Raw genomic sequence first — 23882 nt, forward strand, 5'->3', positions numbered from 1 at the left:
GGTCATGAGGTCTTCTCCTCGGCGGCGGTGTCGGCGGTGGTACGGCGGGTGCGGGCCCGTGCGGGCACGGGTGACTCGGCGGGCGGTGGCACCGGGGCCACGAACGCCGGGAGCAGGCCGATCAGGACGGCCGCAGCGGGCAGCAGCGGCAGGGTGGGGGCGACGAGCGGGACCACCCCGGGGTGCAGGGCGGCCGCGGCGGACGAGTTCGCGGCGATCATCAGGGCGGCGACCGCCGCACCGGAACCGGCGACCAGCCAGGCCCGCACCCCCCACCGGTCCGGCCGGTAGCGCGTGCGCACCGACCGCCGCCCGCCGAGCCAGAGCCCGCCGAGCGCGGCGCCGAGCCCGACGGCGAGCACCGGCAGGCCGTACGCCGTGCCGTCCGCGGTGAGCAGCCCGTACGTACCCGCGCAGACCCCCATCAGGCCGCCGAGCGTCAGGACCGCCGTCGTCCCGCGCACCCGCGCGGGCACGGCGGCGGTGCGGCCGAAGCCGCGCGCGTCCATCGCCGCGGCCAGCGCGACGGAACGCTCCAGGGCGCCCTCCAGGACGGGCAGGCCGACCTGGAGCAGTCCCCGTACGCCCTTGTCCGGACGGCCGCGCAGGCGGCGCGCGGCGCGCAGGCGCTGGACGTCGCCGATCAGGTTCGGCGCGAACGTCATCGCGACGACGACGGCCACCCCGGCCTCGTACAGCGCCCCCGGCAGGGACTTGAGGAGGCGGGCCGGGCTGGCGAGGGCGTTCGCGGCGCCCACGCAGATCAGCAGGCCCGCGAGGCGCACCCCGTCGTACAGCGCGAAAAGCACGCCCTCCGCGGTGACCCGGCCGCCGATGCGCACGCCCTGCGCCCAGTCCGGAAGGGGCACCTCGGGCAGCGTCACGATGAGGTGGGTGCCGGGGATCGGCGAGCCGAGGACGATCGCGAAGACCAGCCGGATGCCGATGACGACGAGGGCGATCTTCACGAACGCGCCGTAGGAGCGGGCCCACGGCGCGGATGTGCGCCGGGCCGCGACGACGTACCCGGCGACGCCGATGAGCAGCCCGATCAGGAGCGGGTTGGTGGTGCGGGACGCGGCCGTGGCGAGGCCGAGCGCCCACAGCCACCAGGCACCCGGGTGCAGCGCGTTGGAGCGGTGCGCCTGGGGCGCTCGGCGCCGCCGCGCGACGAGCCGGTCGGGGGCCGTGTCAGCCACGGCGGCGGCGGGCCTGCCAGACGGCGGCGGCACCGAGCGCGACGATCGCCGCGACCCCGGCGAGCAGGCCCACGGAGGGACCGCCGTCGTCCCCGCCGTCCCCGTCGCCCTGGGCCGACTCGGACTTGTCGCCCTTGCCGCCGGACTCCTTGCCGGAGACCTGTTCGCCGCACCCCTGCTCCGGGTAGCCGGAGATCGCGCACAGCAGCGCGGAGCTGTTGTAGCGCAGCGGCTTGGCGACGGCGGCGAGCGCGTCGGCGCTGGTCCCGTCGGAGCCGATGCGCGCGCACGCCGTACGCCGCTTCGGCGGCCGCTCGCCGCCCGGGGCGTCGTCCGGCGTGCCGAAGTCGACGACGAGCGCCACGCGCTTCTGGCCGTCCTGCGCGGGGGTGTCCGCGCAGATCGCGTCGAAGTCCGCGGCGCCGCGCGGCTTCTCGGCGCTGCCGGAGTTCGCGGACACGGCGAACCGGAAGCCCTCGACGTCGCCGTCGTCGGGCCGGGCGATGGAGGGCCCCTGCGTCGCGTACACCCACGCGCCGCCCTTGCCCTGCTGCCAGAACGACCAGTAGCGGTAGTCGGCCGCGTGGGCGGGGCCCCCGGCCAGGAGCGCGGCGGGCAGAGCGAGCAGCGCGGTGAGCAGGGCGGCCACCGTGAGGCGGCCGCGCCCCGGGTGGCGCCGGCTCACAGCTGGTTCTTCTTCTTGCGGCCGCTGATCAGGAAGCCGATGCCCGCGCCCGCGACCAGGCCGACGCCGACGATCCACCAGACGCTGACGCCCGACCCGTCGTCGTCCTTCTCGTCCTTCTCCTTGGCCGTGTCGGTCGTCTCCGAGACGGCCTTCGGCGTCGGGCCCTGCGCGTTGAGCTGCTTGACGAGGTCGGCGCCGCCGAAGTCGCGTACGTCCATGTCCGCGGCGAGGGCCGCGAAGACCAGCTGGGCGTAGGCGGCGGGGCCGCTGTCCTTGGCCCAGGCCGCGGAGTTCTTCGACAGCCACTCGCCGGACTTCTTCGCCTGCTCCTGCTGGCCCGCCGCGGCGAGCGCGACCACCGCGTCGGCGGTGTTGCCGACGTCCGGCTGGTCCTTGGCGCCGGGCATCGTGGAGGTGAGGTGGCCGGTCTTGGCGAGGGTCTTCAGGAGGTAGCCGGTGCCGTTGTCGGCGGCCTGCTCGGCCGTGCCGGGCTTCGCGCACTTCGGCGCGGCGTCGGCCTTCTTGCCCTTCGCGGGCACCAGGCCCTGGCCGAGGCCGCCGAGGACACCGGCCGCGGTCGCGTCGGCGTTCGGGGCGAGCTTGCCGGACTTGGCGTCGGCGAGGCCGAACGCGCCGCCGTCCTTGCCGCAGTCCATGGCGAGCTTCGTCAGCGCGTCGAGCGGCGACCTGCCCTTCTGGGACTTCACGGACGCGGGCTTCTCACCGACGGCGGCGAGGGCGCCGATCACGATGCCGGTGGAGTTGGCGTCGCTGGGCATGCCCGGGTTGTAGCCCCAGCCGCCGTCCTGGTTCTGCACGGACTTCAGCCAGTCGAGGCTCTTCTTCACCGCGTCCGACTCGTTGCCGACGGCGTGCAGCGCCTGGATCGCGGCGGCCGTGGAGTTCGAGTCGACCTGCGTCTTGGAGTTGCAGGGCTCGCTCGCGTCCGCGCGGTACGCCGCGAAGCCGCCGCTCGCGCACTGCTGGCCGGTGAGCCAGTCCACGGCCTTCGCGGCCGGGGTGACGCCCACGGTCTTCTGCGCGAGCAGCGCGTACGACTGCCGGAACACGCCGTCGAACTGCGGGTCCTTCTTGCCGTACAGGCCGGACGGGAGCGGCCCCCCGGTGGATTCCGCCGACGGCGAGGCGTCGTCGGCGAAGGCGGCCGGGGCGGCGGCGGTGCCGAGGGCGACGACGGCCACGGCCAGGGCAGCTGCGCTGCGGCGAACGTTCATGATGCGGCGGGTGCCTCTCCCTGCGGGGGGCCGGGCAGCACGGCACGGAGGGGCACCGGGCGGCTCCGGCTCCGTATACCTCGACGGTGCCGGCCATCGGCACGTTCCGATGACGCGAGCCGGTCATGCGGCGTGCGAGGCGTTCCGGCTTGCCGCGCGGGTTGTGCGCGGCTGTACGGCTGCGGGTCAGCGCCGGACTTCCACCGGCTTCCCCTCGTGTGCGCATGAGACGACCCGCCCACTCTACCGGCCCGTAGCCCGCGCCCCGGGGCCCGGCACGGGGTCCCGCCATCCTCGCTCCGGCGCGCGCCGGGCCCCGGCGCGTGCTCCCGGCGCGGTCTGGCAGGGGCCGCTGGGGCGGCGTTACGTTGGCTCGGGCCTCTGGATACGGGAGTTGAGGGGGAGCACGCATGGCGGGCACTGCGACGGAGCGTGAGACAAGGCCGGGCGGGCGGGACGGCGCCCGGGTCTGCCTCGTGACCGGCGCCGCGTCCGGCATCGGCCGGGCCGTCGCGCGCCGCCTCACCGGCCGGGGCCACCGCGTCCTCGGCGCCGACGTCAAGGACACCGACGGCGTCGACATCCAGGCCGACCTGGCGACCGCCGAGGGGCGGGCGCTGCTCGCCGACGCCGCCGCCGAGCTGGGCGGCGGGCGGCTGGACGCGGTGGTGGCGTGCGCGGGGATCGCCGCGTTCGACCCCGTCACCGTGCGGGTCAACGGCTTCGGCGCCATCGCCACGCTGGCGGGCCTGCGGCCGCTGCTCGCCGTGGGCCGCGACCCGCGCGCGCTCGCCGTGTCGTCCGTCGCCGCCGTGCACGAGACCGACCCGGCGATCGTCGCCGCCGTCCTAGCGGACGACGAGGAGGCCGCCGTGGCCGCCGCGCGGGCCGCCGTCGACCGCGGCGAGGGGCAGCTCGTGTACGCCTCCGCGAAGCGCGCGCTGGTCCGCTGGGTGCGCCGGGCCGCGGTCACCGACGCCTGGGCGGGCGCCGGGATCCCCCTCAACGTCATCGCCCCCGGCATCATCCGCACCCCGCTCAGCCGCGCCATGCTCGAGAACCCCGAGCTCCGCGCCGTCGCCGACGCGGGCGTACCGATGCCCCTGCACGGCTACGCCGACCCCGAACAGGTCGCCCCGCTCGTCGACCATCTGACCGCGCCGGAGAACACCCACGTCACGGGTCAGGTGGTGTTCATCGACGGGGGCGCGGACGCGGTGCTGCGGGGGGACGAGGGCTGGTGAGGGCGCCCTCCGGGGGCTGGCCGAGGCGGTGATCGAGTCGGCCGGGGGCGCCGGTGGCACCGGGGCCTAGGCCCCGCACGCCACGTACGTCACCGGATCGCTCCCCGCCACGGCCTCCGCCCGCCCCAGCTTCACCAGCCGCCGCAGATGCGCCTCCGCCTCCGACACCGCGATGTTCCGTGAGCCGTAGGGGATGTCGGCCCAGGGCCTGTTCCACTCCATGCGCTCGGCGAGCTGCCAGGGGGTGCGGGGCGCGGTGAGCAGCGTGAGGAGCTGGGCGAGGCGCTGCTCGTGGTGGTCGATCAACTCCCGTACGCGGGGCCGGGCTTCGGTGAAGGCGTGCTGGTGGGCGGGCAGGACCTCGGCGACGCCGAGCCGCCCGACCCGCTCCAGGGAGTCCAGGTAGTCGCCGAGGGGGTCGCCTCCGCTCGGGCGAAGGCGGGAGCTGGGCGAGGCGCCGGTCGCGGTGGCGTCGTCGGGATCCTCGTACAGCCCGATGTGCGGAGTGATGCCGGGCAGCAGGTGATCGCCGGAGAAGAGGCGGCCGTGCCCGGGGAGCCCGGCCGGGTGGGCCTCCTCCAGGTGCAGGCAGACGTGGCCGGGGGTGTGCCCCGGGGTCCAGATCGCCCGCAGCGCGCGGCCCGCGAGGGGGACGAGCTCGCCGGGGGCGATGGACCGGTCGGGCAGGGCGGGGGCGAGGCCGGGGAGGCGCGGGGTGCGGCCCGCGTCCCGGGCGGCGAGCAGCGGGGCCACGTGCTCGGCGGGGGCACCGGCGGCGGCGAGCTTGTCGGCCATGTACCCGTACCAGCGTGCGGGCGCGTGCTCACGGGTACGCCGCACCACATCGGCGTCGGCGTCGTGCAGGGCGATCCACGCCCCCGACGCCTCCCGCACCTTCGCGGAGAGCCCGTGGTGGTCGGGGTGATGATGCGTGATCAGCACCCCGTGCACGTCCCCGACGTCGGCCCCGCACGCGGCGATCCCCGCGACGAGGGTGTCCCACGACTCCGGGTCGTCCCACCCGGTGTCGATCAGGACGGGCCCGCGATCGGTGTCCATGAGGTGGACGAGGGTGTGCCCGAGGGGGTTGTCGGGGATGGGCACCCGGATGCTCCACACACCCCCGCCGTGCGCGACGGTCCCCGTGCCGCTGCCCTGAGTCATCCGTTGCCCCCGCTCGCCGCCGAGGGCCCCCACTATAACTAGAACCCGTTTCGATAGTCGCCCAAGTCGACCGAGGCGAGGGGGGATTGGGCCACCCCGCGCCGATGTGCGGGCCGGTCGCCGGACTATCCACCGAGAGCCTCGACAACCGACAGGAAGACGCCCTTCCTGGCGGTCACCGTACGGATCGAGGATCGCGTCACATGAACGCGGCCGACGCCAGCTCCGCCTCCGTCTCCTCCCAGGGGATGCGGAGCCCGAACTCGCCCTCCAGGAACCGCAGGAACGCGACATCGCCCACCTCGTCACCGCCGTGGACGAAACCGAGTGCCACCTCGGCGGGGGTGCCGTTCGTGAGGTGGGGCAGGCCGGGCTCGAAGGAGGTCACCGCCTCGCCGCGCAAGGCGTAGTCGACGTGGCTGAAGCCCTTCGCGCTGCTGTGCACGCACAGCGCGCGTCCCCGGCGGGACAGCGCCGCGATGTGTTCCCCCGTGTGGCAGCTGGACTCCTCCAGTGCGTACGCCCAGCCCGCCACCGAACCCGCCCTGACGATGGCGTCCGGCGGGGCGGGCAGGAAGCCGCCGTTCGTCAGGCGGGCGACCGCCTCCTCGTCCTCCCAGTCCAGGAAGTCGAGGTCGCTGATGTGGTCCTCCTCGTCCCTGAGCAGCAGCTCGGACGCGGCGGAGCGGGACAGCGGGACGATGTGGTGCTCCTCGGCGCCGGCGGTCCCCAGCAGCTCGTGCGGAGAGAGCCCTTCGCTGAGGGTGAGCGTGAAGCCCGTCTCGTAGGCGTCGGCTATCCAGGACAGCCCCTTGTCCGTGTGCGTAGGTCCTTGGTTCATCGAAGTGCTCCTTCACGCCGCGTTCCGCCCTGGTCGCGGCCTCGCGGGCGGCACGCTAACGGTCGGTACTGACATCGCACCGGTGCGGTATCCGCTGGTGAGGGCCTGATTCGTGCTGGCCCTGGTCTCCTTTAAGTAGAACTGGTATCAGTTCTGAAGCGGCGTCAGGAACGGACGGCGTCGGGAGTCCGGTGCCGGTGTGGCACGCGTCCCGCAGGAGGCAGTCAGTCATGAGCGAGCTCGTGGAACACGGACAGCTGTTCATCGGCGGGGAGTTGGTCGACCCGCTGGGCAAGGACGTCATCGAGGTGGTCTCGCCGCACACGGGGGAGGTGTTCGCGCGGGTGCCGCACGCCGCGCCCGCGGATGTCGACCGGGCCGTCGCGGTGGCGCGGGCGGCCTTCGACGAGGGGCCCTGGCCGCGGATGTCGGTGGCGGAGCGGATCGCGGTCGTCGAGCGGATCAAGGACGGGGTCGGGGCGCGGCACGACGAGATCGCGCGGGTCATCAGCTCCGAGAACGGCACCCCGTACACCGCGTCGGTGATGGTGCAGGCGCTGTCGGCGATGATGGTGTGGGACGCGGCGATCACCACCGCGCGCGGCTTCACGTACGAGGAGGCGCGGGACGGGGCGCTCGGACGGATCCTGGTGCGGCGCGAGCCCGTCGGGGTCGTCGCGGCCGTGGTGCCGTGGAACGTCCCGCAGTTCACCGCCGCCGCCAAGCTCGCGCCCGCGCTGCTCGCCGGGTGCCCGGTGATCCTGAAGACCTCGCCGGAGGCCCCGCTCGACGCGTACATCCTCGCCGAGATCGCCGCCGAGGCGGGCCTGCCGGACGGCGTCCTCTCGATCCTCTCGGCCGACCGCGAGGTCAGTGAGTACCTGGTCGGGCACCCGGGCGTCGACAAGGTGTCCTTCACCGGCTCCGTCGCCGCGGGGAAGAGGGTGATGGAGCTCTGCGCGCGGAACCTCACCCGCGTCACCCTGGAACTCGGCGGCAAGTCGGCCGCCGTGATCCTCCCCGACGCCGACCTCGCGGGCGCCGTCGCCGGCATCGTGCCCTTCGCCTGGATGATCAACGGCCAGGCCTGTGTGGCCCAGACCCGCATCCTGCTCCCGCGCTCCCGCTACGACGAGTTCGCCGACGCCTTCGCCACCGCCGCGTCCGCCCTGAAGGTCGGCGACCCGATGGACCCCGCGACCGAACTGGGCCCGCTGGTCGCCAAGCGCCAGCAGCGCCGCTCCCTCGACTACATCCGGATCGGGCAGGAGGAGGGCGCCAAGATCCTCGCCGGGGGCGGCCGTCCCGCGGGGCTCGACCAGGGCTGGTACGTGGAGCCGACGCTCTTCGGCGGCGTCGACAACTCCATGCGCATCGCCCGCGAGGAGATCTTCGGCCCCGTCATCTGCCTGCTCCCGTACGGCGACGAGGACGAGGCCGTACGCATCGCCGACGACTCCGACTACGGCCTGAGCGGCAGTGTGTGGACCGCCGACGTCGAGCGCGGCATCGACGTGGCGCGCCGGGTGCGCACCGGCACGTACTCCGTGAACTCCTTCAGCCTCGACATGCTCGGCCCCTTCGGCGGCTACAAGAACTCCGGCCTGGGGCGGGAGTTCGGGCCCGAGGGCTACGGCGAGTACTTCGAGCACAAGATGATCCACCTGCCCGTCGGGTACGAGGCCGCGGGCGAAGGGGGCGGTGCCTGATGGGCGACCGCTGGCACGTCGAGGTCGACCGGTCGGTGTGCATCGGCTCCGGGATGTGCGTGGGCACGGCGCCGGACGGCTTCGCCCTCGACACCGCCCGCCAGTCGCACCCCACGCGCCCCGAGACGGACGCCGCCGAGAAGATCCTGGAGGCGGCCGAGAGCTGCCCGGTCGAGGCCATCACCCTGACCCTGCTCGGCAGCGGGGAGGTGGTGTTCCCGCCGGAGGACTAGGGAGTGTCCGGCGGGCCTCCGGGCCTTCTGCGATGCGTCGCCCCCGCGGGCGAGGGCCGTCAGGCGGGGTCGGGCACCGTCAGGTCGATCAAGCGGCACACCATCTCGATGTCGATCTTGACCTGGGCGATCGAGGCGCGCCCCGAGAGCCAGGTGATCAGCGCGGAGTGCCAGGTGTGCTCGATGACCCGCACCGCGGAGAGCTGTGCGGCGGTCGGCTGTCCGTCCAGGCCCATGGCGTCCAGGACGATCGCCGTGGTGAGCCGCGAGACCGTGTCGACCTCCGGGCTCACCGACCGGTCGGCGAAGGTGAGGGCGCGCACCATGGCGTCCGCGAGGTGCGGCTCGCGCTGGAGGGCGCGGAAGGCCCGCATCAGGGTCTCCGCGACCCGCTCCGCCGGGGTCTCCCCGGCCGGGGGGTGTTTGCGCAGGGTGGTGTGCATGTGCTGCAACTGGTCCTGCATCGTCGCGACGAGCAGGTGCACCTTCGAGGGGAAGTAGCGGTAGAGCGTGCCGAGGGCGACGCTCGACGACTCCGCCACCTCCCGCATCTGGACCGCGTCGAAGCCGCCCCGGCTCGCCAGTTGGGCGCTCGCGTGCAGAATGCGGCGGCGGCGCGCCTCCTGGCGCTCGGTGAGGGGCGGCGACGCCGGATGTGCCGCGCCCGCTCCCGCCGTCTTCGCGTCAGCCGTCATAGTCCCGTCGCCCCGTCAGTCCCGTCAGCGGTGTCCATCGGTCCCGCCCAGTCCCCGTCCCGTCCCGGCCGTTCCCAGCCGTGCCCGGCCGTTCCGATCCATCGGGACCGCACAGCATGGCAGGGCGGCCGCCGTGGCGCGAATCACCTGATCCGGACCTTCCGGCCCGGCTACCTGCCGGTAGATTCGAGCGGGTCCGGCGATCAAGGACGATCATGACAGGAACAAGTCTGAAACTTGTTCTACATTACCGTCCCGGCGTAATCTCGCGGACAACTGAAGGCAGAAGGGGGCCAGAGTGACCGCTGAGGCCATGGAGGCGGGTCCCCTGCCGGGGCCGGTGCCGGGTGCGACACCGGGCACGACGCCGGACGTGCCGCGGGGCGCGGCCGCCGACGGCGACCGCCCGCTGCGCATCGCGCTCCTCACGTACAAGGGGAACCCGTTCTGCGGCGGCCAGGGCGTCTACGTACGCCATCTCTCCCGCGAGCTGGTCCGCCTCGGTCACCGTGTCGAGGTCATCGGCGCGCAGCCCTACCCCGTGCTCGACGAGGGCGAGGACCTGCGCGGCCTCAGCCTGACCGAGCTGCCGAGCCTGGACCTCTACCGCTCACCGGACCCCTTCCGCACCCCCAGGCGCGACGAGTACCGCGACTGGATCGACGCCCTCGAAGTGGCGACCATGTGGACCGGCGGCTTCCCCGAGCCGGTCACCTTCAGCCTGCGCGCGCGGCGCCACCTGCGGGCCCGGCGCGGCGAGTTCGACGTCGTGCACGACAACCAGACGCTCGGCTACGGCCTCCTCGGCGACCTGGGCGCCCCCCTGGTGACGACCGTCCACCACCCCATCACCGTCGACCGCCGCCTGGAGCTGGACGCCGCGCCCGACTGGAAGCGCCGCGCTTCGGTCCGCCGCTGGTACGCGTTCACGCGGATGCAGAAGCGCGTGGCGCGGCGCCTGCCGTCGATCCTCACGGTGTCCGGCACCTCGCGCCAGGAGATCGTCGACCACCTCGGCGTCCGCCGCGACCGCGTCGACGTCGTCCACATCGGCGCCGACACCAACCTCTTCTCGCCCGACCCGGCGGTGCCCGAGGTGCCGGGCCGGATCGTGACGACGTCCAGCGCGGACGTACCGCTCAAGGGCCTGATCCACCTCGTCGAGGCCCTCGCCAAGGTCCGCACCGAGAACCCCGCCGCGCACCTCGTCGTCGTCGGCAAGCGCGCCGAGGACGGCCCGGTGGCGCAGGCCATCGAGAAGTACGGCCTCGAAGGCGCCGTGGAGTTCGTCAAGGGCATCACCGACGAGGAACTGGTGGACCTCGTCCGCTCGGCCCAGATCGCCTGCGTGCCCTCCCTGTACGAGGGCTTCTCGCTGCCCGCCGCCGAGGCCATGGCGACGGGGACGCCGCTGCTCGCCACGACGGGCGGGGCGATCCCGGAGGTCGCGGGCCGCGACGGCGACACCTGCCTCGCGGTGCCCCCGGGCGACGCGGGCGCCCTCGCCGCGGGCCTCACCAGGCTCCTCGGCGACCCGGAGCTGCGGGCGCGGCTCGGCGCCGCGGGCCGGGCCCGGGTCCTCGCCAAGTTCACCTGGGCCCGCGCCGCCCAGGGCACCGCGGAGCTGTACCGCGCGGCGATCGACCGCTCCGCGGGCCGGGGCGCCGCCCGCGCGGTGGCCCGCGGCCACGCGCTCCCGACGGCCGGGGCCGCGGCCGTCGGCGAAGTTGCAGGACCTCAACCCGAAAGCAGGGCCACGTGCTGACCGTCGACTTCACCCGCTTCCCGCTCGCCGCGGGGGACCGCGTGCTCGATCTGGGCTGCGGGGCGGGCCGTCACGCCTTCGAGTGTTACCGGCGCGGCGCCCGGGTGGTCGCCCTCGACCAGAACGCGGAGGAGATCCGCGAGGTCGCCAAGTGGTTCGCGGCGATGAAGGAGGCGGGCGAGGCCCCGGCGGGCGCGACCGCCACCGCCATGGAGGGCGACGCCCTCAATCTGCCCTTCCCGGACGAGTCGTTCGACGTCGTCATCATCTCCGAGGTGATGGAGCACATCCCGGACGACAAGGGCGTGCTCGCCGAGATGGTCCGGGTCCTCAAGCCGGGCGGCCGGATAGCCGTGACCGTGCCGCGCTACGGCCCCGAGAAGGTCTGCTGGGCGCTCAGCGACGCCTACCACGAGGTCGAGGGCGGCCACATCCGCATCTACAAGGCCGACGAACTCCTCACCAGGATGCGCGAGTCGGGCCTCAAGCCGTACGGCACCCACCACGCGCACGCGCTGCACTCGCCGTACTGGTGGCTGAAGTGCGCGTTCGGCGTCGACAACGACAAGGCGCTGCCGGTGCGGGCGTACCACAAGCTCCTGGTCTGGGACATCATGAAGAAGCCGCTGGCCACCCGCGTCGCCGAGCAGCTCCTGAACCCGGTCGTCGGCAAGAGCTTCGTGGCGTACGCGACCAAGCCGCACCTGCCCGCCGCCGTCACCCCCGACCCGGACGCCGACACGAAGGCCGGGGCGTGACGATTCCCGAGCGCACCGAACACCTGGTCCTGCCGGGCGTTCTGACGGCCGATCAGGCGACGGCGACGGTCCGCGGCATCCTCGCCGTCCAGCGCGAGGACGGCGCCATACCCTGGTTCCGCGGCCACCACCTCGACCCGTGGGACCACACCGAGGCCGCCATGGCCCTGGACGCGTCCGGCGAGCACGCGGCCGCCGCCCGCGCCTACGAGTGGCTGGCCCGGCATCAGAACCCGGACGGCTCCTGGTACGCGGCGTACGCCGACGGCGACCCGGACGACGTCACCGACCGCGGCCGCGAGACCAACTTCTGCGCGTACGTCGCCGTCGGCGTCTGGCACCACTACCTGAGCACCGGCGACGAGGCGTTCCTCGACCGCATGTGGCCGGTCGTCGTCGCCGCCGTCGAGTTCGTCCTCGCACTCCAGCAGCCCGGCGGTCAGATCGGCTGGAAGCGCGACCCCGACGGCAGCCCCGTCCCGGACGCGCTCCTCACCGGCTGCTCCTCCGTCTACCAGGCGCTGCGCTGCGCCCTCGCCCTCGCCGACCTGCGCGACGACCCGCAGCCGGACTGGGAACTCGCGACCGGCGCCCTCGGCCACGCCATCCGCCGCCACCCCGAGCGCTTCCTCGACAAGGACCGCTACTCCATGGACTGGTACTACCCGGTCCTCGGCGGCGCGGTCACCGGCACGGAGGCCAAGTCCCGCATAGAGGAAGGCTGGGACCGCTTCGTCGTCCCCGGCCTCGGCGTGCGCTGCGTCGACCCCAACCCGTGGGTGACCGGCGGCGAGAGCGCCGAACTCGCCCTGGCGCTCTGGGTGTTGGGGGAGTCCGACCGCGCCCTGGACGTCCTCAGGTCCATCCAGCACCTGCGCGACCCCGAGTCCGGCCTCTACTGGACCGGCTACGTCTTCGAGGACGCCGCGATCTGGCCCGTCGAGCTCACCACCTGGACGGCGGGCTCCCTGCTGCTCGCGGTGGCGGCGCTCGGCGGCGACGAGGCGACGTGCGGGGTGTTCTCGGGTGCGGGGCTGCCGGTCGGCCTGGACCCGGACTGCTGCGCGTAGGGCCGCCCCGGGGCGTCGTCAGCGCCGTCGCAGGCGCCCCGCGATGAAGTGCCCCGCGAGGAGGTAGACGACCGCGGCCAGGCCGTAGCCCGCGACCACCCGGGCCCACCGCTCGTCGAACGTGAACAGGTCGTGCGACCAGCTCGCCAACCACCGGGCGGCGTCGTGCACGACCCGCACCAGGTCATTGGCACGGTTCGCGTCCAGCAGGTCCATCAGGATCCACAGCGCGAGGATGAAGGCCAGCACGTCAGCGATGACGGCGACGGCCTTGGCGGCTTCGTTGGTACGTCGGGTCTTCACGGGGGACATGAGGGGCGGGTACCGGGGGCGGGGTGGCCGAAACGTGTGGGTTGCGCGGAGGCCGTGCGGCGGCCACCGGCCGGTGGGGTGGCCACTCCGCCGGCCGCGCCCCGGTGGCGGACCCGGCGGCACGGGGCGAGGCTGGCGACGGCTGTACTCCACCCCGCCCGGAGGTCACCGTGCCCCGCTCCCTGCTCCGCGCCCTCGTCCCCCTGCTCCTCTGCGCGCTCCTCGCGGGGACGACGGCGGCGTGCGACGGCGACGACAAGGACTCCGGGGCCACGCCCACGGGCACGAGCACGGCCGAACGCCAGAAGCTCGCGAAGACCCGCTTCGTCGCCAACGCGGGGCTCGCCGCCGGGGCGACGTACCAGTGGATCGTGAAGCCCTACCGCGCGGGCACCTTCGCCTCCGGCGCCGACGGCCGCCGCTTCGCCCTCATCAAGGCGGGCCTCGCCGGGGCCTTCACCTACAACCGCCTCAAGGCCGCCCTCCGCAACGCCAAGGGCGACCCGACCCTCGCCAAGGCCGTCGCCCCCCTCACCGCCGGGGTCGACGCCCTCAAGGACCTCCCGTCCAAACTCCGCAAGGGCGACTCCACGGAGTCCGTGGTGAAGTCCTTCGACAGCGCGATCAACAAGGTCAAGGACGCGGGGAAGGGCGCGGGCGCCGAGGTGACGGACAGGGTGCCGTCGGCGGGGGAGCTGGCGAAGGGCTGATCGACGTCACGAACTTCCGGCCCGCAACAGCCCGGTGAGGTGAAATCTACGTGGGCTTGATCAGCTTCTTGACCTCGGGCGGAATGCCTCCTCGTTCTCCGCGGACGGAGAAGAGAACCGTCTGGTCGGGTGAGTCGCCGATGGCGACGGCAACGGCTGTGTCCAGCCCTTTCACCTTGTAGACGTTGTAAGAAGCGGTGTTCCTCGTGGTTGTCTTCGCGTCGTCCGAGCGGCTGGCGCCCCCGAGGTCGACTCCTCCGACATCGTGACAAGGCGAGGGCCGGGCGGTACCCACCTTGTCCCCCACTGTGAACTCGACCTTTCGGGCCTCCCAGTACGAGCGGCCGCTGAAGGCCATGACCCTCGCGCAGGAGCCGGCCACAGCGCCGCCGCCTCCCTGGTCCCTTGCCGCCGGACTGCTGTCATGGTCTCGTGACGGTGGACTGTCTCCCTGGCCAGAGGGTGCTCCGCAGCCCGCTACGAGGATGGCACCCACAGCCGCAGCGGTGGCCCAGGTTGGTTTCGTTCCGCGTAATCGGTTAGAAGCTGCCATGACCTGCCTCCTGCCGTCCGGATGTGGAACTCTCGCTCGTGTTCGACGACGGGGCAGCGTCCGACCGCCCTGGGCTTGTGACGAGCGACGTACCGATCAGGTTTCATCAGGGGGCAACCTGCAGTCGAGGCATGTGAGTTTGTGCCCCCGTACGAGCAGACGCATCAGTTGAAGGTGCTCAGTAGCGCTTCCGGAGACCGAGGACATCCCCCTTGCCCAGCGTCCTTGCCTTCGTGCTGCAGGAAAAGGAGTAGGTGTGCATGGTCAGATTCGAGTGACCATCACCGACGTGATCCAACCCATAGATGTGTCCGGCCTCATGCGTACCTATTGCCCGTATGTCGAACTTGTCGACGCAGGCCCCATTCGGATTGTTCGTGAATTCATGGTCGGTGTTGAATCGCACATCAGATTCCACGACCTGGCCCATGGAGCCTCCGCCACTGAAGTACCATATGCATGCTGCCGCAACTGTTCTGGAGGGCATGTTTCCGGCGTCCCACGTGCCAACCTTGTCGCGTTCGGCACAGCCACCGCCGTCAGCAGTGAAGTCGCTCTCGTATGTTGTGGTTCCTTTGTAGGTGTGCCCCACCGAGACCTCGTCCGCAAGGCCACAGTTGTTGTAGCTTCCGGTTATGTTGTTGATGGCATCTTTGAATGCCTTCTGAGCTGCCGTTCGAGAGAGCGCACTGGGCATTGCGCCGTCGCCGATGTGCCACTCGTACGAGGGGTAGGCGGACCAGCTGAGCAGCGTGTACGCCTTGTCGTTGCAGGCGCTGGGGTCGGCGGCAGGCGACGGTGCGTCGGATTCTTCGCCGTGTCCCGGGCTGCTCGTTTCGGGGTAGGAAATGACCCCGTCCCCAGATACCTCGAGTTGGAAATGTTGCGGACCTCCTCTCGCCGCCAGGCCGTTCATCGAAACCACGAGCCCAGGTTCCGGGATGGTCAGCGCCACTCCATCGACGCTGATCACGCGTCCGACGGCATCACACTCGACTACGGATGAGCCAGCGGGGAGATCTCTCGGGGAGAGGATGCCTTGAGGGAGCCTGCATTCTGAGCTACCAGAGGCTTCACCCGTGACGGCTGCCGCCCCTCCGGGCGCGATGGCGGCCGTCACTCCGAGTGCGAAAGCAGCCAGCAGGAGCGTGAAGTCGAAGCGGCGGCGTAAGCGCTTCAATGCTGCCGGGGAGCGGCGGTGACGATGGAATGTGAACATGGACGCATCCCTCACTGTGTTTGATTTCGGTCCTGTCGGTCGCCACAGGCGAAGTTGCCCTGAGGCTTGGCGAAATGGCCGTGATGTCAGCCGCGGGCATTCCCGTTGATACGTCGGCGTGAGCCGGGCGCCGGTGGGGGAGTTCCGTACGTTACCGAGTTCACAGCTCCCGCCATACATCCGTTTAAGTCATTTTGCGAGGTCGCTATAGCGAAGATCCATCTCATGGTCATGATCGAAATTGTCGAAATGCATGCCCTGGCCTATGCGCTTCGGGTGATTTGTCATATGCAACTCTTCTCGACCGCTAAGATTTATGGTGCTTGGGGTGGGTGGTGTAGTGAGTTCCCCTCTTATGAGGACACGCCAACTGGCGTCCACTGTTTGACATCGGCGCTCTGAAAAGGAATTCGCCAGGTCTTAGGCCCGTGAGCTGCGGCTCTCTGGTCGAGGTGTGTGTCTCAGCCGCAGAGTTCAGGGGTGCGACAGTGTCGACCAGCGGAAAACCCGGATCCTCGGCACTGCGTCAGTGTTGAAACATGAGCGGGCCCATGCCCGTGCCAGCCGAGCCCCGCGCCCACCTGTAGCACATATGACACCCCGTCATTCCCCCCTGGTTCACACGGAGTTAGCCCCTCCGAGGGACCCCCTTCGCCCCCATCCCCGAGGATCCTGCCCCCGCCACACGCAGGAGCCCCCGGTGTCAGACACCCGAACACCCGACCGGACACCCAGAGAAGAGCCACGTCTGACCACGCGGCGCCCGACGCGCCGCCGCCACCGGCACCCCCGCCACGTGATAGCCGCGCTCCCCCTCGCCGTCGCGGGCCTCCTCGCGCTGATGGTGTCGGGCAATGCGCTGCGCCCCTTCGAGCGGATCACGACGATCGACGGGAAGATGGCGTCGAAGTCGGACTTCTTCAAGGACCCGGAGGTCCAGCGTCTGCTTCTGAAGCACGGGATACGGGTGGAGATACACCGGCTCGGCTCGCGCGGCATCGCGACGCAGTCGCTGCGGGGGATGGACGTGGTGTTCCCCTCGGGCCAGCCCGCGGCGAAGCTGATTCTGCAGCGGCAGCAGCGCTCGGTGCGCACGGCGCGGCCGTTCGTGACGCCGCTGGTGCTCGGTACGTTCCGCGACTACGCGACGACGCTGGTGGCGGCGGGAGTGGCGCGCCCGCAGAAGGCGGCGGGCGGCGGGGACACGCTCTACTACGACCTCGACATGCGCAAGTTCCTGAAGCTGATCGAGCAGGAGCGGACCTGGAACGGCGTCGGCTTCCAGAAGCACTCCCGGCGCAGCAACGGCGGCCGCGTCCTGGTCCGTACCTCCAGCGTCTGCGAATCCAACGCCGCGGGCACGTACTTGAGCATTCTCGCGTTCGTGAAGAACGGCAATCAGGCGCCGGGTACGGAGCGCAGGCGCGGGTCCGTGCGGCGCGCGGGCGGCGACCCGGTCCTCGATGTCGCCGCGCAGGTCAAGCCGTTGATCAACCTCCAGGGCATGGCCGCCGACGAGCAGGCCGACAGCTACTTCTCCGACGAGGGCGAGTCCATCGCGCCGGTCTCCCTCGTCTACGAGCACCAGTTCCTGAAGCACCAGGTGGACCACCAGGGCAAACAGGGTGAGCAGGACAGCCGGCGCGTCCTGCTCTACCCCTCCCCGCACGCCCTCACCGAGCCCGAGCTGATCTCCCTCGGCGACCGGGGCGACCGCCTCACCGAGCTGATGGAGACCGACTCCGAGCTGCGCCGCCGCGCCATCGAACTGGGCTTCCGCGTCCGGTTCTCCGGGGAGGACGGGACGAGCGAGCAGCTGAACGCGTACCTGCGCGAGCACGAGGTGCAGGTGCCGACGCCGAACCCGGACCAGACGAAGGTGGACGCCCCCGACCTGAACGCCCTGGAGCGGATCATCAACCACGTGGGCAGCTGCCCGCCCCCCGGACGGGACGACGACGAATGAGCCGGACCGGCCGCCGCCGCCCCGAGCCCCTGCTCGCCCTCTGTCTCCTCCTCGCCGCCGCCACCCTCACCGGCTGCACGAAGGACAAGCCGCACCACACCCTGCGCGTCCTCGCCAGCCCCGAACTCGCCGACGTCGAGCCCCTTTTGGGGGATCTGGAGGAGGACACGGGGGTCGAGCTGAAGCTGGACTACAAGGCCACCGCCGACCTCGCGGGCCCCCTCGGCCCCTACGACCTGGCCTGGCCCGCATCCGACCGCTCGTACCTGCTGCGGCTCCAGGACTCCGGGACGCCTGCCGCCCGGCCCGAGTCCACGGCGATCATGCGGTCGCCCGTGGTCGTCGGCCTGACCCCGGCCACCGCCGACCGGCTGCGCCGGGGCGTCCCCGGCGGGCGCCTGTCCTGGGCGGACATCGCCGACGCCGCCGCCGAAGGATCCCTGCGCTTCGGCATGCCCGACCCGCGCCGCAGCGACACCGGGCGCGCCGCGCTCGTGGGCGTGGCCACGGCGGCGGCGGGCACCGGCCGGGCGCTGCGCGAACGGGACCTGTCCTGCGACCGGCTGCGCGGCTTCCGCTCCGGCCAGACCCTCACCGGCGCCAACTCCCGTGCGCTGATCGACACTTACGTACGCCGTCAGGACTCCGCCGACGCGCTCATCGCGCACGAGTCGGAGCTGCTCACCCTGAACGCGGCCGGGAAGCTGAAGCGCCCCCTGGAGATCGTGCACCCCGAGGACGGCATGGTCCTCTCCGACTTCCCGCTGATGCTGCTCGACGCGGGCGAGCACAAGGCGTACCGCAAGGTCGTCGACTGGCTGCGCCGCGACGAGGTGCAGAAGAAACTGATGGAGCGCACCTGGCGGCGGCCCGTCAGCCAGGACGTGCCACGCCCCGCCCGGCTGCGCGCGGAGATCGGCAACGCCCTGTCGTACCCCGACAGGATCGCCGTCGTCCGGCGCCTGATGGACGACTACGGCACCCCCGGCAGCCGCGCGGCCGACCACGTCGTGTTCCTCCTCGACTTCTCGACGTCCATGAGGGGGCGGCGGATGGCGGACCTGCGGGCGGCCTTCGCCGACCTCAGCGGCGCCGATCCGACGGCGGCGGGGAAGTTCGCCCGCTTCTACCGGGGCGAGCGGCTCACGGTGGTGCGGTTCGCGGGCCGGGTCCTGCAGGAGCGCACCGTGACCGTGCGGGGGGACGGGGACCTGCGGGCGCTCAACTCCTTCGTGGGCAAGGGCGGGTTCGGCGCCGACACGGCCGTGTGGTCGGCGCTCGGCCGTGGCTACGAGGTGGCGGCCAAGTCCGTGGCCGACCATCCCGAACAGCCGGTCTCCATCGTCCTGATGACGGACGGCGAGAACAACGAAGGCCGTACGTACGGGGAGTTCACCCGCGACCACGCCCGCCTCGGCGCCGCCGCCCGCGCGGTGCCCACCTTCCCCGTCCACTTCGGCGAGGCCGACGCGGGCGAGCTGCGGCGGGCCGCCGACACCACCGGCGGGCGCATGGTGGACGCCAACTCCTCTTCCCTCTCCCAGGCGTTCAAGGAGATCCGTGGGTGTCGTTGACGGCAAGTGGTGGGAAATCTGGTGGCCGTGGGTCACGGTCTGGCTGGCGACAGCGGTGTGCGTGGGCGTCCTCGCGCGGTACGCCGTGGTGCGCTGGGCGCTGCGGCGGCCGGGGCGCGGGCCCGCGTCACGGCGCCGCCGCACCTTCCACGGCATGTGCTTCTACCTGCACGAACAGCGCGTCATGGATCTCTACCAGACGGGCGGGTTCTCGGCGGCCCTGGAGCAGGAGGTGGCCGACCGCACGAACGTCACGTCCGGCTTCGGGCTGTGGGCGAAGGTCACCGGGGCGGCGGGCGCGAAGGCCCGCCGGGATGTGACGAAGGAGCGCTTCACCACCTACGTCCAGCAGAACACCCCGATCACCGTCATCGGCCTGCTCATGGACACCATGCGCCGCGAGGACGCCGTCGTCCACGCCGACCTCACCACCGGCCTGCTCGTCCCCAACCGCTCCCTGGCCGACGCGCTGCGCGACAGCGACGACGAGCGGGTGCCGCTGAGCGCCGTCATGTCGGAGTTCGTCTCCGTCACCGGCCGCTTCACCGCCCGCCGCGTCGGCGGCGACGAGGTCGTCCTGCGCGCCCGCTACGGCGACGGCGCACCCCCCGCCCACGTCCGCATCACCTGCGCCGCCGACGGCATCCGCGAGGAGTTCCTGAACGAGGACGACTACTTCAGCGGCGAGTTCCAGGCCCGCTGCCTGGGAAAGGTCCGCACGTGGAACCGGGAGGCGGGCGAGCTGACGCTGGACGCGGTGGCGATATTCCGCTGAGGGTGCGCGGGACCGGTCATGCGTTGAGGTCGGCCAGGGTGCGCAGGGTGTGCGGGTCGGTCGCGAGGACAAGGAGGTCCGTCACCGGCCCCTTGCGCCACAAGTCGAGCCGCTCCGCGATCCGCGCACGCGGCCCCACCAGTGAGATCTCGTCGGCGAACGTGTCCGGCACGGCGAGCACGGCCTCCTCGCGCCGCCCGGCCAGGAACAGCTCCTGCACCCGCCGCGCCTCCTCCTCGTACCCCATCCGCCCCATCAGATCGGCGTGGAAGTTGCGGGCCGCGTGTCCCATGCCGCCGATGTAGAAGCCGAGCATGGCCTTGACCGGGAGCAGTCCCTCGCGCACGTCGTCGCACACCGTGGCCCGCACCAGGGGCGCCACCATGAACCCCTCCCGGAGACTCTCGCCGAGCGACGCCTCGTACACGTCCGTGCGCGTCGGCGACCAGTACAGCGGCAGCCAGCCGTCCGCGATCCGGGCGGTCTGCGCGATGTTCCTGGGTCCCTCGGCGCCGAGCAGGATCGGGAGGTCGGCGCGCAGCGGGTGGGTGATGGATTTGAGGGGCTTGCCGAGCCCGGTGCCGTCCTCACCCGGGTAGGGGAGGGGGTGGAATCGTCCGTCCAGCGCCACGGGGGACTCCCGCCGCAGCACTTGCCGTACGACATCGACGTACTCCCGCGTCGCGGTGAGCGGCGACTTCGGGAACGGCCGCCCGTACCAGCCCTCCACGACCTGCGGCCCCGAAAGGCCGAGCCCGAGCAGCATCCGCCCGCCGGAGAGGTGGTCCAGGGTGAGGGCGTGCATGGCGGTGGTGGTGGGGGAGCGGGCCGCCATCTGTGCGACAGCGGTGCCGAGGCGGATCCGTGAGGTGTGCGCGGCGATCCACGTCAGCGCCGTGAACGCGTCCGACCCCCAGGCCTCCGCCGTCCACACCGAGTCGTACCCGAGCCGCTCGGCCTCCCGGGCGAGCTCCAGGTGCCGGGCTTCGGGGCCTCGGCCCCAGTATCCGAGCGCGAGCCCGAGCCGCATGGGTCCTCCAGGGAGCAGACCGAGAGAGCCGGAGAGTGAGCTGATGGTGCATCAGATCTGGATCGACTGGAGGAGGGTACGCCAGCGGCCCCCCGCCCGGAAGGGGCGAGGGGCCGCTGAGGTGCTGCGGGTGCGCGCGAGCGCGTGGGCTCAGCCGCGCTGGATGCCCGTGGTGTCCTGCAGGACGCCACGACGGCCGTCCTGCGTCTGCGCCACCAGGCTCTGGCCGCGCTGCTCCACGGCCAAGTACCAGGTGCCGGGAGCCAGTTCCGCGATCGGGGTCGGCGAACCGTCCTCCGCGTACAGCGGACGCGGCACCGGCACGGCGAACCAGAACGGCGAGAAGTCCCCGGCCGGGGCGCCGGCCTGCTGCGCCTGCGCGGGCGGCGGCGTCTGGCCGCCACCCTGCGGCTGACCGCCGTAGGGCTGCGCCGGAGCGGCGGGCTGGGCGCCGTACGGCTGACCGGGCTGGCCCGGCTGGGCGCCCTGCGCGCCCGGGTAGCCGTAGCCACCCTGCGGCTGGCCGCCGTAGGGCTGCGGGGGCTTGGGGCCGCCGGCGCCGGCGAGGGGGGCCTTGAGGGCGGGGACGATGTTCGTGGCGACCGCGGCGGCGGCCAGTGCGAGGGCGCCGATCAGGCCGAGGATCAGACCCATGCCCGCGTCGGGAGAGTCGGAGCCACCGCTGCGCTGGCCACCCAGGCCGCTGTTGCTGAGCGCCTCGAAGAAGAAGCCGAACGACTGGTCCGTGTCGAAGATCGCGCCGAGCGAGCTCCAGGCGGAGGCAATGGCGAAGGCGATGCCGACCTGGATGAGGTCCAGGCCGACGATCTTGCGCTGCCCGCCCGTGGCACGGCCGAGAACGATGCACACGGCGCCGATGATGCCGATGAGGTACATGCCCATCAGCAGGCTGCCGTTTTCCCAGGCATTGGGGGCGTCGTCGCCCGCGTCGTCAAAGGTGTCGAGGAACGACGCGATGAAGAGCAACACCGCTGCTCCGATCACCACGCCGTCGCCTCGAGTGAGGGAGCGGAAATTCACTTCAGGTCCTTCGTCAGTCGTCTCGTCGGTAGAGGCGTCGCTGTCGCCGTAGTCGCGGTCGTGTCGCGGTGCGCGAAGCGCGGGGGTGGCCCCTCATCGTAGGGGGGACACTATCCTCCGGTCAGCCGGGGTGTCTGCTTGGGATAAAGATCGTCACTCAGTGAAGATCTGCCGGTTGCCGTCCCGTGACGAGACGGCGTCGAACACATCACGACATGGGGCGATACCCCGGAATCCGCCCCCTCGGGCGCCCGGCTCGCGCCCGGCGCCCGCCTGTGTCTACCCGCGCAGGAAGCTCTCGATGCCGTCCGAGAGACCCTGGGCCGCCTTCTGCCGCCAGACGCCGCTCGTCAGCAGGGCCTCGTCCTTCGGGTCGCGCATGTTGCCGCACTCGATGAACACCTTCGGCACCTTCGACAGGTTGAGGCCGCCGAGGTCGCTGCGGACGTCGAGGCCGGTGCCGCCGCCCACGTAGTTGGAGGGGGCGCTCTTGGTGACGCTCAGGAACTTGCCCGCGATGCGCTCGCCCAGGTCGCGCGAGGGCCCGACGATCGCGGTGGTGTCCGCGGCGCCGCCGCGCACCTTCGCGGGCAGGATGACGTGGAAGCCGCGGTTGCCGACGGCCGAGCCGTCCGCGTGCAGGGAGACCACGGCGTCCGCGCGCGCCGCGTTGCCGATCCGGGCGCGCTCGTCGACGCAGGGCCCGAAGGGGCGGTCGGCGTCGTGCGTGAAGCGGACCGTGGCACCCTGCCGGTGCAGCAGGTCGCGCAGGCGGTGGGCGAGGTCCAGGGTGAACCGGGCTTCTGTGTAGCCGTGGTTGGTGGATGTGCCTGTGGTGTCGCACTCCTTGCTGTTCGTCCCGATGTTCACGGGGCGGTTGATCTCGGCGGTGTGCTTGAAGTTCCCCGGGTTGTGGCCGGGGTCCACCACGACGACCTTGCCCTTGAGGGGGCCGGACGCGGCGGGGCGGCCACCGGCGGGGCGGCCCGACGGCTCGGGGTCGTCGGCGGGCTTCGAGGACTTCGAGGGCTTCGACGGCTTGCCGGGCTTCGGGGACTTCGCGGACCTCGTCGCGTCCGCGCTCGGCTTCGAGGGCGAGCCCTGCTCCGAGCGGCTCGCGGACGGCAGCGTTCTGGCCGGTTTGCCGTCGTCGGAATCGCTCGCGGTGTCCATGAGGAGATACCCGGCGAGGGCGCCGGGCACGAGCACGGCGAGGGCGACCGCGAGCGGGCGGCCACCGCGGAAGCGGCGGGGCGGGCGCGGTGGATGACTGTCCGGACCTACGTACGACACGGGAGCGAGCCTAGTCCCGCCGTTGGGCGCCCGCGCCGGTTCGGCGCAGGACGCGGAGCGAGTCCGTGGCCGAGATCTCCGTGAATGCCCCGGATTCCAGGGCCCGCAGATAGATCCGGTACGGGGCCTGCCCGGTCCACTCGTCCACCGGGTCGGGGAACACGTCGTGGATGACGAGCAGCCCGCCCTCCGCGACGTGCGGCGCCCACCCCTCGTAGTCCGCGTTCGCGTGCTCGTCGGTGTGGCCGCCGTCGATGAAGACGAGCGCGACGGGGGAGTTCCACACCGCCGCGACCTGCGGGGATCGGCCGACGACCGCGATGACGTGGTCCTCCAGACCGGCCCGGTGCAGGGTCCTGCGGAACGTCGGCAGCGTGTCCATGCGGCCGATCTCCGGGTCGACCGTCGCCGGGTCGTGGTAGTCCCAGCCGGGCTGCTGCTCCTCGCTGCCCCGGTGGTGGTCGACGGTGATCACGCTCACACCGGCGGCGCGGGCCGCGTCCGCGAGCAGGATCGTGGAGCGGCCGCAGTACGTGCCGACTTCGAGGAGGGGCAGCCCGAGCGCCGCGGCCTCGGCGGCCGCCGCGTACAGGGCGAGGCCCTCCTTCACGGGCATGAAGCCCTTCGCGGCCTCGAAGGCGTCGAGAACGTCAGGACCGGGCTCGGCGGCCATGGGTTCCTCCTCGGGGCGGGCGCGTGGAGGCCCGCGGGGTGCGCGTTGCGAACGGGCCCGCGCGTACGGACGCGCTGGGCGCCCCGTACGGACACGCGGGGCGCCCCATCGTGCACCACACCCCCGTCACGGGGG

23 protein-coding genes and 1 riboswitch are annotated in these 23882 nt (G+C 72.2%); of the genes, 10 read left to right on the forward strand and 13 right to left on the reverse strand.

Features of this window, described 5'->3' with window-relative positions:
- Window positions 1-2 precede the first annotated feature (2 nt).
- From ACZ6AA_RS32450 to ACZ6AA_RS32460, 3 genes are read right to left on the reverse strand one after another with little or no spacing between them, the layout of a single operon-like run.
- Window positions 3-1199, reverse strand: a complete 1197-nt coding sequence (locus tag ACZ6AA_RS32450) for an energy-coupling factor transporter transmembrane component T (RefSeq protein WP_471461982.1) — start codon at window positions 1197-1199, stop codon at window positions 3-5.
- Window positions 1192-1884 carry an SCO2322 family protein gene (locus ACZ6AA_RS32455; protein ID WP_468449457.1) on the reverse strand — a complete coding sequence of 231 codons (693 nt, stop codon included), beginning with the start codon at window positions 1882-1884 and terminating at the stop codon, window positions 1192-1194. The genes ACZ6AA_RS32450 and ACZ6AA_RS32455 overlap by 8 nt, the downstream gene beginning before the upstream one ends.
- On the reverse strand, window positions 1881-3122 hold the full coding sequence (locus ACZ6AA_RS32460; protein ID WP_471461987.1) for a prenyltransferase/squalene oxidase repeat-containing protein: 1242 nt from the start codon (window positions 3120-3122) through the stop codon (window positions 1881-1883). The genes ACZ6AA_RS32455 and ACZ6AA_RS32460 overlap by 4 nt, the downstream gene beginning before the upstream one ends.
- A 137-nt stretch (window positions 3123-3259) precedes the next feature.
- Window positions 3260-3336: riboswitch (cobalamin riboswitch) on the reverse strand.
- Between the two features lie 196 nt (window positions 3337-3532).
- Between ACZ6AA_RS32460 and ACZ6AA_RS32465 the strand changes: the two genes are divergently transcribed.
- Complete coding sequence (locus tag ACZ6AA_RS32465; RefSeq protein ID WP_471461991.1) at window positions 3533-4366, forward strand: SDR family oxidoreductase; 834 nt, start codon at window positions 3533-3535, stop codon at window positions 4364-4366.
- A 66-nt stretch (window positions 4367-4432) separates the two neighbouring features.
- On the opposite strand, the gene ACZ6AA_RS32470 is transcribed toward ACZ6AA_RS32465, so the two are convergent.
- Both ACZ6AA_RS32470 and ACZ6AA_RS32475 read right to left on the reverse strand, forming a co-directional pair.
- Window positions 4433-5530 carry an MBL fold metallo-hydrolase gene (locus tag ACZ6AA_RS32470; protein ID WP_471461993.1) on the reverse strand — a complete coding sequence of 366 codons (1098 nt, stop codon included), beginning with the start codon at window positions 5528-5530 and terminating at the stop codon, window positions 4433-4435.
- A gap of 199 nt (window positions 5531-5729) precedes the next feature.
- Window positions 5730-6371, reverse strand: coding sequence for a DUF6461 domain-containing protein (locus ACZ6AA_RS32475; RefSeq protein ID WP_471461996.1), 642 nt, complete (start codon window positions 6369-6371; stop codon window positions 5730-5732).
- 230 nt (window positions 6372-6601) lie between these two features.
- Between ACZ6AA_RS32475 and ACZ6AA_RS32480 the strand changes: the two genes are divergently transcribed.
- Together ACZ6AA_RS32480 and ACZ6AA_RS32485 are read left to right on the forward strand one after the other, a co-directional pair.
- Window positions 6602-8080 (forward strand): aldehyde dehydrogenase, encoded by a 1479-nt coding sequence (locus ACZ6AA_RS32480; RefSeq protein WP_471461997.1) that lies wholly within the window; start codon window positions 6602-6604, stop codon window positions 8078-8080.
- The gene (locus tag ACZ6AA_RS32485) at window positions 8080-8313 is read left to right on the forward strand and encodes a ferredoxin (protein WP_468449451.1); all 234 of its coding nucleotides are present in this window, start codon (window positions 8080-8082) and stop codon (window positions 8311-8313) included. The genes ACZ6AA_RS32480 and ACZ6AA_RS32485 overlap by 1 nt, the downstream gene beginning before the upstream one ends.
- Before the next feature lie 59 nt (window positions 8314-8372).
- Here ACZ6AA_RS32485 and ACZ6AA_RS32490 read toward each other — a convergent pair whose 3' ends face one another.
- Complete coding sequence (locus tag ACZ6AA_RS32490) at window positions 8373-9008, reverse strand: TetR family transcriptional regulator (protein WP_405653623.1); 636 nt, start codon at window positions 9006-9008, stop codon at window positions 8373-8375.
- Between the two features lie 298 nt (window positions 9009-9306).
- Between ACZ6AA_RS32490 and ACZ6AA_RS32495 the strand changes: the two genes are divergently transcribed.
- Genes ACZ6AA_RS32495 through ACZ6AA_RS32505 form a run of 3 tightly spaced genes read left to right on the forward strand, consistent with a single transcriptional unit; the run spans window position 9307 to window position 12601 of the window.
- Window positions 9307-10773 carry a glycosyltransferase family 4 protein gene (locus ACZ6AA_RS32495; RefSeq protein ID WP_468480943.1) on the forward strand — a complete coding sequence of 489 codons (1467 nt, stop codon included), beginning with the start codon at window positions 9307-9309 and terminating at the stop codon, window positions 10771-10773.
- A complete protein-coding gene (locus tag ACZ6AA_RS32500; protein ID WP_468449449.1) occupies window positions 10767-11531 on the forward strand; it encodes a class I SAM-dependent methyltransferase in 765 nt (254 codons plus the stop codon). Before ACZ6AA_RS32495 ends, ACZ6AA_RS32500 begins: the two co-directional genes overlap by 7 nt.
- Window positions 11528-12601 carry a prenyltransferase/squalene oxidase repeat-containing protein gene (locus ACZ6AA_RS32505; RefSeq protein ID WP_471462003.1) on the forward strand — a complete coding sequence of 358 codons (1074 nt, stop codon included), beginning with the start codon at window positions 11528-11530 and terminating at the stop codon, window positions 12599-12601. Before ACZ6AA_RS32500 ends, ACZ6AA_RS32505 begins: the two co-directional genes overlap by 4 nt.
- A gap of 18 nt (window positions 12602-12619) precedes the next feature.
- On the opposite strand, the gene ACZ6AA_RS32510 is transcribed toward ACZ6AA_RS32505, so the two are convergent.
- Entirely contained in the window at window positions 12620-12913 is a 294-nt protein-coding gene (locus ACZ6AA_RS32510; RefSeq protein WP_468449447.1) for a hypothetical protein, read from the reverse strand.
- A 170-nt stretch (window positions 12914-13083) separates the two neighbouring features.
- Here ACZ6AA_RS32510 and ACZ6AA_RS32515 point away from each other — a divergent pair, with 170 nt between their 5' ends.
- Window positions 13084-13623 (forward strand): hypothetical protein, encoded by a 540-nt coding sequence (locus ACZ6AA_RS32515; RefSeq protein WP_471462009.1) that lies wholly within the window; start codon window positions 13084-13086, stop codon window positions 13621-13623.
- A gap of 46 nt (window positions 13624-13669) precedes the next feature.
- On the opposite strand, the gene ACZ6AA_RS32520 is transcribed toward ACZ6AA_RS32515, so the two are convergent.
- Complete coding sequence (locus tag ACZ6AA_RS32520) at window positions 13670-14005, reverse strand: DUF6281 family protein (protein WP_468449445.1); 336 nt, start codon at window positions 14003-14005, stop codon at window positions 13670-13672.
- Between the two features lie 349 nt (window positions 14006-14354).
- On the reverse strand, window positions 14355-15149 hold the full coding sequence (locus ACZ6AA_RS32525) for a matrixin family metalloprotease (RefSeq protein WP_471462015.1): 795 nt from the start codon (window positions 15147-15149) through the stop codon (window positions 14355-14357).
- A 946-nt stretch (window positions 15150-16095) separates the two neighbouring features.
- On the opposite strand from ACZ6AA_RS32525, the gene ACZ6AA_RS32530 reads away from it, so the two are divergent.
- The 3 genes from ACZ6AA_RS32530 to ACZ6AA_RS32540 are packed head-to-tail and all read left to right on the forward strand — an operon-like array spanning window position 16096 to window position 19710.
- Window positions 16096-17361, forward strand: a complete 1266-nt coding sequence (locus tag ACZ6AA_RS32530) for a hypothetical protein (protein ID WP_471462018.1) — start codon at window positions 16096-16098, stop codon at window positions 17359-17361.
- Window positions 17358-18935, forward strand: coding sequence for a substrate-binding and vWA domain-containing protein (locus ACZ6AA_RS32535; RefSeq protein ID WP_471462021.1), 1578 nt, complete (start codon window positions 17358-17360; stop codon window positions 18933-18935). Before ACZ6AA_RS32530 ends, ACZ6AA_RS32535 begins: the two co-directional genes overlap by 4 nt.
- On the forward strand, window positions 18922-19710 hold the full coding sequence (locus ACZ6AA_RS32540) for a hypothetical protein (RefSeq protein WP_468449441.1): 789 nt from the start codon (window positions 18922-18924) through the stop codon (window positions 19708-19710). Before ACZ6AA_RS32535 ends, ACZ6AA_RS32540 begins: the two co-directional genes overlap by 14 nt.
- Before the next feature lie 16 nt (window positions 19711-19726).
- On the opposite strand, the gene ACZ6AA_RS32545 is transcribed toward ACZ6AA_RS32540, so the two are convergent.
- From ACZ6AA_RS32545 to ACZ6AA_RS32560, 4 genes are all read right to left on the reverse strand, one after another.
- Complete coding sequence (locus ACZ6AA_RS32545) at window positions 19727-20740, reverse strand: LLM class F420-dependent oxidoreductase (RefSeq protein WP_468480950.1); 1014 nt, start codon at window positions 20738-20740, stop codon at window positions 19727-19729.
- A gap of 150 nt (window positions 20741-20890) precedes the next feature.
- Window positions 20891-21781, reverse strand: coding sequence for a hypothetical protein (locus ACZ6AA_RS32550; protein WP_471462025.1), 891 nt, complete (start codon window positions 21779-21781; stop codon window positions 20891-20893).
- A gap of 279 nt (window positions 21782-22060) precedes the next feature.
- Window positions 22061-23074 (reverse strand): N-acetylmuramoyl-L-alanine amidase, encoded by a 1014-nt coding sequence (locus tag ACZ6AA_RS32555; RefSeq protein WP_471462027.1) that lies wholly within the window; start codon window positions 23072-23074, stop codon window positions 22061-22063.
- Window positions 23075-23084: 10 nt separating this feature from the next.
- Window positions 23085-23747: a class I SAM-dependent methyltransferase gene (locus tag ACZ6AA_RS32560; RefSeq protein WP_468449437.1), complete on the reverse strand. Its 663-nt coding sequence runs from the start codon at window positions 23745-23747 to the stop codon at window positions 23085-23087.
- Between the last annotated feature and the right edge of the window lie 135 nt (window positions 23748-23882).

Source organism: Streptomyces sp. NPDC040610 (assembly GCF_055594065.1).

What these genes read in the sequence shown, in the direction of transcription:
- ACZ6AA_RS32545 (WP_468480950.1), bottom strand. Translation starts at nt 20,740, where the DNA reads ATGCGGCTCGGGCTCGCGCTCGGATACTGGGGCCGAGGCCCCGAAGCC.
- ACZ6AA_RS32510 (WP_468449447.1), bottom strand. Translation starts at nt 12,913, where the DNA reads ATGTCCCCCGTGAAGACCCGACGTACCAACGAAGCCGCCAAGGCCGTC.
- ACZ6AA_RS32485 (WP_468449451.1), top strand. Translation starts at nt 8,080, where the DNA reads ATGGGCGACCGCTGGCACGTCGAGGTCGACCGGTCGGTGTGCATCGGC.
- ACZ6AA_RS32475 (WP_471461996.1), bottom strand. Translation starts at nt 6,371, where the DNA reads ATGAACCAAGGACCTACGCACACGGACAAGGGGCTGTCCTGGATAGCC.
- ACZ6AA_RS32465 (WP_471461991.1), top strand. Translation starts at nt 3,533, where the DNA reads ATGGCGGGCACTGCGACGGAGCGTGAGACAAGGCCGGGCGGGCGGGAC.
- ACZ6AA_RS32460 (WP_471461987.1), bottom strand. Translation starts at nt 3,122, where the DNA reads ATGAACGTTCGCCGCAGCGCAGCTGCCCTGGCCGTGGCCGTCGTCGCC.
- ACZ6AA_RS32560 (WP_468449437.1), bottom strand. Translation starts at nt 23,747, where the DNA reads ATGGCCGCCGAGCCCGGTCCTGACGTTCTCGACGCCTTCGAGGCCGCG.
- ACZ6AA_RS32470 (WP_471461993.1), bottom strand. Translation starts at nt 5,530, where the DNA reads ATGACTCAGGGCAGCGGCACGGGGACCGTCGCGCACGGCGGGGGTGTG.
- ACZ6AA_RS32480 (WP_471461997.1), top strand. Translation starts at nt 6,602, where the DNA reads ATGAGCGAGCTCGTGGAACACGGACAGCTGTTCATCGGCGGGGAGTTG.
- ACZ6AA_RS32490 (WP_405653623.1), bottom strand. Translation starts at nt 9,008, where the DNA reads ATGACGGCTGACGCGAAGACGGCGGGAGCGGGCGCGGCACATCCGGCG.
- ACZ6AA_RS32535 (WP_471462021.1), top strand. Translation starts at nt 17,358, where the DNA reads ATGAGCCGGACCGGCCGCCGCCGCCCCGAGCCCCTGCTCGCCCTCTGT.